Source organism: Microcoleus sp. LEGE 07076 (assembly GCF_015207455.1).
Classification (GTDB): domain Bacteria; phylum Cyanobacteriota; class Cyanobacteriia; order Cyanobacteriales; family Microcoleaceae; genus Microcoleus.
In genome coordinates this window covers 42,209-48,716 of record NZ_JADEWV010000022.1, presented here as the reverse complement: position 1 = coordinate 48,716, position 6,508 = coordinate 42,209, and the positions used below count along the sequence as shown (strand labels likewise).

Below are 6,508 nucleotides of genomic sequence, written 5' to 3'. Positions count from 1 at the left end.
GTATTTATTGGTCATCACTCATCCGAAAACAAATTATTGCTCAAATTTACCCATTGCGCCACGCTCAAATCTTCAGCGCGAGATTGAGGATTTATCTGTAACTCTTCTAACAATTGAACGAGTTTATCTAAATCCACAGATACTTTCAAATTATTTCGCAGCATCTTGCGCTTGCTGCCAAATCCCAACTTGACTAAATTCTCCAAATAGCGCGGATTAACCGCTGGTGTTTCTATCTGTCTGGGAAGCAGCCGCACCACGGCGGAATCGACTTTTGGCGGCGGATAAAAGTCTTTAGACAACACGTCGCAAATTAACTCGCATTCTGCTAAATATTGTACTCGCACCGACAAAGCGCCAAAAGCTGTCGAACCCGGTTTGGCGTAAAGCCTTTGGGCAACTTCTTTCTGGACTAGCAGCACGATCGAATCGAAGGGTTTAGCAGCAGGAACAGATATGGTTCCCAGCAGTTTTTGCAGGATCGGGCCGGTAATATTATAGGGAATGTTGGCAACAACTTTATTGGGATTTTGGAATTTGGGAAAGGCTGTTAGTTCAGCATCTAAGTTTATTTCCAGAAAATCGCCTTGTAGCAGTAAAAAGTTGTCGGTTTTGCCGAGTTGCTTGGCTAGTTTTAGACATAAATCTCGATCGACCTCCACAGCAACAACAGACTCAGCCGCAGGCAGCAAGCGCCGAGTCAGAATCCCCGTACCAGGCCCGATTTCCAGGACGCGATCGCCCTCCAAACTCGCTGCTTTGACAATCTTGTCTAAGGCTTTCTCGCTTTTGAGCCAATGTTGAGCAAACTGTTTCCGGGGTGTGGTCGATCGCATTTTTTGAATTCTTGGAGAAATCTTAGCCTGTCATTCTATCACAACCGATATTTTTTCCCAACATACAGTCATGTTGATTTTTGTTAACAGGGGTTGAATTTAGCAAAAAGATTGGGCACGATAGTAAGTATAAACATCACAAAAAAATTATTCCTGATTATTTATTCCCAATTAGCAATTAGCAATTACCAATTACCAATTACCAGTTACCCAAAAATGAAATTCCAACGAGTATTTGGTACATTACCCAAAACCCAAGCCAGCGCGCCCGGAAGAGTAAACTTGCTGGGCGAACACACAGACTACAACCACGGATTTGTACTTCCAACGGCAATTCCCCAGCGCACAACAGTACAAATCGGCTTAAGCAGCGACGATCGGCACCATTTTTATTCAGCAGAATATGACGAACTCATAAATTTTTCAGACGACGATACCATACCGCAAACATTCGTCACTTATATCTGCGGCTGCATCAGACTTGTAGAAAAAGAAGGATACAAAATACCGCCAATAAATTTGTACATTACCTCCAACGTGCCGATCGGAGTCGGTTTATCCAGCAGCGCGGCTTTAGAAATAGCAACTCTCAGAGGATTGCGCGCACTTTTGGACTTTCCTCTAGACGACGTGCGACTTGCTCAAATCGGACAGCTAGCCGAAATCCGTTATGCTGGCTTAAACTGCGGCATCATGGATCAAATGGCGTCGAGTTTAGCAGACACCAACACCATGCTATTTCTCGACACCCGCACCCTCAAATACCGCCCGCTACCTTTTCCCGCAGGGACAGAAATTTTAGTAATTGACAGCGGCGAAACCCACCAACTAGCAGCCGGAAGTGGCTACAACAAACGCCGCGCTGAGTGCGAGGAATCCGCCCGGATATTGGGAGTTAAAGCTCTCAGAGATATCGCCGATCCCAAAGCAGTCGAAGTGTTGCCAGAACCTCTCAAAAGGCGATCGCGCCACGTCGTTACCGAAAACAACCGCGTGCTGCAAGCGGTAAAATCTTTGTCAGCAGAGCATTTCGGCCAGTTAATCAATGCTTCCCACGCGAGTTTGCGCGACGACTACGAAGTTTCAGTGCCGGCAGTAGACGCGCTGGCGGCCATCTTGCAGTCAATCCCCGGAGTTTTCGGCGCAAAGCTGACGGGGGGAGGTTTTGGCGGTGCTTGCGTGGCGCTGGTGGAGAGCGGCAAAGCGGATGTTATCGCATCAGAGGCGATCGATCGCTACCAGCGCGCGGGTTATACCGGCCGCGTTTTGGTACCCGAAGTTAAACTTAATTAAATTTCTTGCCTCAGTCCTTAGTCAACAGCCAGTAGGGGCGGTGCCAAGAGTGCCCGCCCTCTTAGTCGTCAACCGTCAACCCTGACGGTGTTACCCGAATCGATCGAAATTATTACTTGCGGCCCGAAGATTGACCTGCCGTCGTTGCTATTTCCCCAGTTTCCATAAACTGCTTAAACCGGCGCAAATCGTCAGCAATTTGCTGTTCTGGTGCTTCGCCAAATAGTTTAGCCGCTGCACCAGCAATCGCACCGCCCGGAGGGTTGTATTCGATCGCAACTTTCACCTCAGTACCGCGTCCTGCAGGTGCCGGTTGAAAGCGCACAAAACCAGAATTCTCAATATCAGCTCCTTCCACAGACACCCACGCAATTAACCGATTTTCTTCTTCGCGGACAATCTCTGCATCCCATTCTACACTGTTGCCGACCGGGGCGCTGGCAATCCAGTGAGAACGCTTGTCATCTATTACCGCAACGTGTTTGAGATGCTTCATAAACCGAGGCAAATTCTCAAAATCGCGCCAGAAACTGTACAATTCATCAGCCGGTTTGTCGATCGTCACCGTCTTTTCAACTTTAAGGCTTTGATTCGCATCTACAGCCGACTGCAAACCCTCGGCAACCCCCCACCCGCGCGCAGCCAAACCGCCACCTGCAGCAGCCAGCAAAGCACCTCTCAAAGAACGCTGCGACAAACCAAACAACACCAGCGCCCCGCCACCTATTAACGAAGCCCAGCGTTCGGCATCGCCAGTGTTAGTTTGGTTTTCTTTGTCAGAATTTGCGATCGAATTAGAATCCATTGTTTTAAACCTCGTCAATTAATCGTGAAAAATAGCAGCTAAAGGCGCTGCCAAAACTTCTCTCCTAATTAAAAACTAGGGGTGAGTGCATTTCACTGACCCCTAATTTTTTTGGGCATTTTACTCAACCCGTTGCAGGAAAAATTTCCCACTACCGCCGCGCAATTGCTCCTAAATATACTTGTCGATGCCCAGCGTCAAAATCATTAATGCTCCCAGAATGTGACCGGCGCTCATTGATGCCAAAAATGCGGGAACGCTAACATTGTTAAACAGAGATGGGAAGGGTAAAGGCATTTTCGGCCCGACGTGGGGATGCCAAATTACGCGGCTCAGAACTAGCAATGCTAAGAGATTGCAAACAAACATCACTACAGGCTTTTGCCAGTTTCCTGATGCTGTGTCAGCCATAGCTGATTCTACTACTGCTAGTAAATTTGAGTTGATCATAGTTGATGCTCCTATTTTTTATAAACCATCAGAGGTTATCGATGAGATTTCTTGCCAAAAATGCAGTAGGGGCGATCGCATCTCAACAATCAATATCTGTTTTGCTCTCAATATTCACTGCCCAGCGAGCTCGCCCGCACCCGCAATCGTCGCATCTCAGCCAGAAGTCTTTTAATGCTATTCAAAAGTAACGAAAGATACAAACTAACAAGGCTGTACTCGCTGCCATTTGTAACTTTTAGCCTGTCTGGCAGTTGCAGTATTTACTCATACTGCCAGACTCGAAATAGAGCTCGTCATTACCGAGCAATATAGGTAGGCAGAAAGTGAAGTATGTCGCGCAAAACACTATATCCAGCCATGTCCCACAGCAAATAAGCTAAGAAACCGATCATCGCTAAGCGGCCGTTCCAAAGTTCTGCTTGCGGGTTGAAGCCAAACAGAAAAGCATTCCGATCTTTGCCGTTGTAAGCATTAGTGGTTGGCGGTATATTAGTAGGACGAGTTTCCATGTTTTTACATTCCTTAACAATCTTTACCCTGTCATAGTAACGACCTATTTTCTCGTTGGTTATCTGCCTTTAGGCTCAAGATAAACACAAGTCTAAAGGAGGATTTTGAAACACAAAATATGTGTTAAGTTTTGTTAAAATGTTTTTTTGATCGATCGCCTGTATCTTTAAATACTAAAAACCACCGCAACTTGAGATGGCTGCTGTGAACAGCCTTTTGGATCCGGCAGTCACCAACAGCGGGGCTTTTGAGTCACCCGAACAGAATTAGCCAGAGCCTAGAGGCCAGAAAATTTAGTATACTTAAACGGCAAACCACACCACGATCGCCCTTGAGATAAGTAAAATATAAGATCGACAGAGCGCGAGGGAGAAACAGTTATCGAAACCATCTACGGCAATCTTCAAGGTTTAAAGTCCAGCCAGCTCAAGCAACTCGAAAAGCTTTACCACCAGCGACTACCGGGCGATCGCATCACCACGGCAGAATTTGCCCAGCGCGTCGCCGCCATCAGCACCGAAATCGACAAACCAATCTGCACCTACATCAACCGCCGCGGACAAGTAATCCGCGTCGGCGTCGGTACACCCCGCCAAACCCAGATTGCGCCCCTAGAATTGCCCCGCTACGGTGGAGGTCGCCTCAGCGGCATTCGCTGCATCGCCACCCACCTGAAGCCAGAAACCCCAAGCGAAGCAGCTCTCACAGCAATGACAATTCAGCGCCTCGATGCCCTGGTTTGGCTGACGCTGACGGGCGGAGGATTTCAGCGCCGCGGCGGCGGTGGGACAGGTTACATCCAACAAACTTATCTCGCTCACCTGATACCCCAGGGAGACCAGCCAAATTTTGAGTTTTCCGTGTTGAGCGCTCAGTTACAAGCAGCTTCAACTGATGAAACTGATGAAATAGAAGAGTCTTCAATTCAAAACTCACCAATCAAAAGTCAACACTTTCCCTGGCAAATATCAGAACCGCTGAGTTTGGACGAGCTCGCAGACCAAGATTTTCAGGAGTTGGTGGAAGGACTCGAAGCAGAGTTTCAAGCAGAGTTTGTCGCTAAGCAGGTAGATGCAGACCAAGACAAAGTTCTGCTGGTGGGTGTCATGACTCAGCACATGACTCTGCTGGATTTTGAGGACGGACTCGCAGAAATCACGCGACTGGTTGAAAGCGCCGGGGGTCAGGTACTGCAAACAGTGCGTCAAAAACGATCGCGCCCCCATCCTCAGACAGTCGTCGGCGAAGGCAAAGTTCAGGAAATTTCCCTCACCGCTCAGACGGTTAGCGCTAACCTGGTAGTATTCGATCGCGACTTGTCACCAGCACAAATACGGAACTTGGAAACTCTTTTAGGTATCCGCGTAGTCGATCGCACAGAGGTAATTCTCGATATTTTTGCCCAAAGAGCGCGATCGAGCGAAGGTAAATTGCAAGTCGAACTCGCTCAGCTACAATACACCCTACCCCGGCTCAGAGGGATCGGTCAGGCAATGTCAAAACAGGGCGGGGGCATCGGTACCAGAGGCCCTGGGGAAACTAAACTCGAAACAGAACGGCGGACGATCGCCAAACGCATTACTCGATTGCAGCAAGAAGTAAATCAACTGCTCGCCCACCGCTTCCGGCTGCGACAGAACCGGCACCACCACGATGTACCCTCAGTCGCGATCGTCGGGTACACAAACGCCGGTAAATCCACTCTGCTCAACCTGCTCACCAATTCCGAGGTTTACGCCGCCGACCAATTATTTGCCACCCTCGACCCTACCACCCGACGGTTGAGAATTCCTGACGACGGAGGCGGGGAACCTTTGTCGATCGTCCTCACAGATACAGTGGGCTTTATTCGCGAACTGCCCCCATCCTTGATCGACGCTTTTCGGGCTACCCTCGAAGAAGTCACAGACGCCGATGCTTTGCTGCACCTCGTCGATCTCTCCCATCCCGCATGGCAGAGCCAAATTCGATCGGTCATGAATATTTTGACAGATATGCCCGTAACTCCCGGGCCAGCCCTTGTCGCTTTTAACAAAATCGATGCCGTAGATGAAGATACTCTCGCCCTCGCCCGAGAAGAGTTTCCTCAAGCGGTATTTATTTCCGCCGCCAAAGGTCTGGGGATGGAAACTCTCCGCCATCGACTAGCTCAACTCATTCAATACGCCCTCTACCCTCGGTAAATACTTAAATATTGCCTTTAAGTAGTTGACATTCTGGAATACACGTACATATACTGAGGACAGTAATTGTCGAAGCATGAGACTATAAAAGAGTAGTCCGATTGTGCATTGCCAACTACGATGATAATGTAGAGATGATAATGTAGAGCCTGTTTGCTACCGGTTAAATACTTAATTTCAGGAGGCGGCGGTACTGCTGGTAAAAAAACTCTTTGTTAATGGCTGTAACGGCTGTTGGTTGAGAGCTTACCAAAAGATGTTGGTTCACTGAGTGCAAATCACTAAGTATTGACCTAGTGCCGACCACGAGGTTCGCGACTTCCAGGTGAAAGAGAATAAGATGATTAAAGTGTTTGGGCTCTCTCCTCAAGCGCTATACTATAATTTAAAGGCGCACGCGAGAGAAAACATCAATTGATTGCAAGAAC

The 6,508-nt window shown here is 48.3% G+C and carries 8 protein-coding genes; 3 read left to right on the top strand and 5 right to left on the bottom strand.

Translation table 11 applies throughout. The annotated features are described in order from the left end of the window. Positions 1-14: 14 nt before the first annotated feature. Positions 15-836 carry a 16S rRNA (adenine(1518)-N(6)/adenine(1519)-N(6))-dimethyltransferase RsmA gene (rsmA, locus tag IQ270_RS05925; protein WP_193972319.1) on the bottom strand — a complete coding sequence of 274 codons (822 nt, stop codon included), beginning with the start codon at positions 834-836 and terminating at the stop codon, positions 15-17. A gap of 216 nt (positions 837-1,052) precedes the next feature. Here rsmA and galK point away from each other — a divergent pair, with 216 nt between their 5' ends. Further along, positions 1,053-2,129, top strand: coding sequence for a galactokinase (gene galK / locus IQ270_RS05920; RefSeq protein WP_193972318.1), 1,077 nt, complete (start codon positions 1,053-1,055; stop codon positions 2,127-2,129). Positions 2,130-2,241: 112 nt separating this feature from the next. On the opposite strand, the gene IQ270_RS05915 is transcribed toward galK, so the two are convergent. Next, positions 2,242-2,934, bottom strand: a complete 693-nt coding sequence (locus IQ270_RS05915; protein ID WP_193972317.1) for an SRPBCC family protein — start codon at positions 2,932-2,934, stop codon at positions 2,242-2,244. A gap of 171 nt (positions 2,935-3,105) precedes the next feature. Then, entirely contained in the window at positions 3,106-3,384 is a 279-nt protein-coding gene (locus IQ270_RS05910; protein WP_193972316.1) for a photosystem I reaction center subunit PsaK, read from the bottom strand. Between the two features lie 41 nt (positions 3,385-3,425). Here IQ270_RS05910 and IQ270_RS05905 point away from each other — a divergent pair, with 41 nt between their 5' ends. Continuing rightward, on the top strand, positions 3,426-3,575 hold the full coding sequence (locus IQ270_RS05905) for a hypothetical protein (RefSeq protein ID WP_193972315.1): 150 nt from the start codon (positions 3,426-3,428) through the stop codon (positions 3,573-3,575). A 108-nt stretch (positions 3,576-3,683) separates the two neighbouring features. Here the strand turns inward: IQ270_RS05905 and IQ270_RS05900 are convergent, their stop codons facing one another. Together IQ270_RS05900 and IQ270_RS30730 are read right to left on the bottom strand one after the other, a co-directional pair. Further along, positions 3,684-3,896, bottom strand: coding sequence for a chlorophyll a/b-binding protein (locus IQ270_RS05900; protein ID WP_193972314.1), 213 nt, complete (start codon positions 3,894-3,896; stop codon positions 3,684-3,686). Positions 3,897-4,355: 459 nt separating this feature from the next. Further along, positions 4,356-4,493, bottom strand: a complete 138-nt coding sequence (locus IQ270_RS30730; protein ID WP_228056110.1) for a hypothetical protein — start codon at positions 4,491-4,493, stop codon at positions 4,356-4,358. Here IQ270_RS30730 and hflX point away from each other — a divergent pair. Then, positions 4,431-6,080, top strand: coding sequence for a GTPase HflX (gene hflX, locus IQ270_RS05895; RefSeq protein ID WP_339384343.1), 1,650 nt, complete (start codon positions 4,431-4,433; stop codon positions 6,078-6,080). The genes IQ270_RS30730 and hflX overlap by 63 nt on opposite strands. Positions 6,081-6,508: the final 428 nt, after the last annotated feature.

Excerpts from the sequence above, each read along its gene's own strand:
- rsmA (WP_193972319.1), bottom strand. The coding sequence starts at position 836 with ATGCGATCGACCACACCCCGGAAACAGTTTGCTCAACATTGGCTCAAA.
- IQ270_RS05915 (WP_193972317.1), bottom strand. The coding sequence starts at position 2,934 with ATGGATTCTAATTCGATCGCAAATTCTGACAAAGAAAACCAAACTAAC.
- IQ270_RS05900 (WP_193972314.1), bottom strand. The coding sequence starts at position 3,896 with ATGGAAACTCGTCCTACTAATATACCGCCAACCACTAATGCTTACAAC.
- IQ270_RS05905 (WP_193972315.1), top strand. The coding sequence starts at position 3,426 with ATGAGATTTCTTGCCAAAAATGCAGTAGGGGCGATCGCATCTCAACAA.
- IQ270_RS05910 (WP_193972316.1), bottom strand. The coding sequence starts at position 3,384 with ATGATCAACTCAAATTTACTAGCAGTAGTAGAATCAGCTATGGCTGAC.
- galK (WP_193972318.1), top strand. The coding sequence starts at position 1,053 with ATGAAATTCCAACGAGTATTTGGTACATTACCCAAAACCCAAGCCAGC.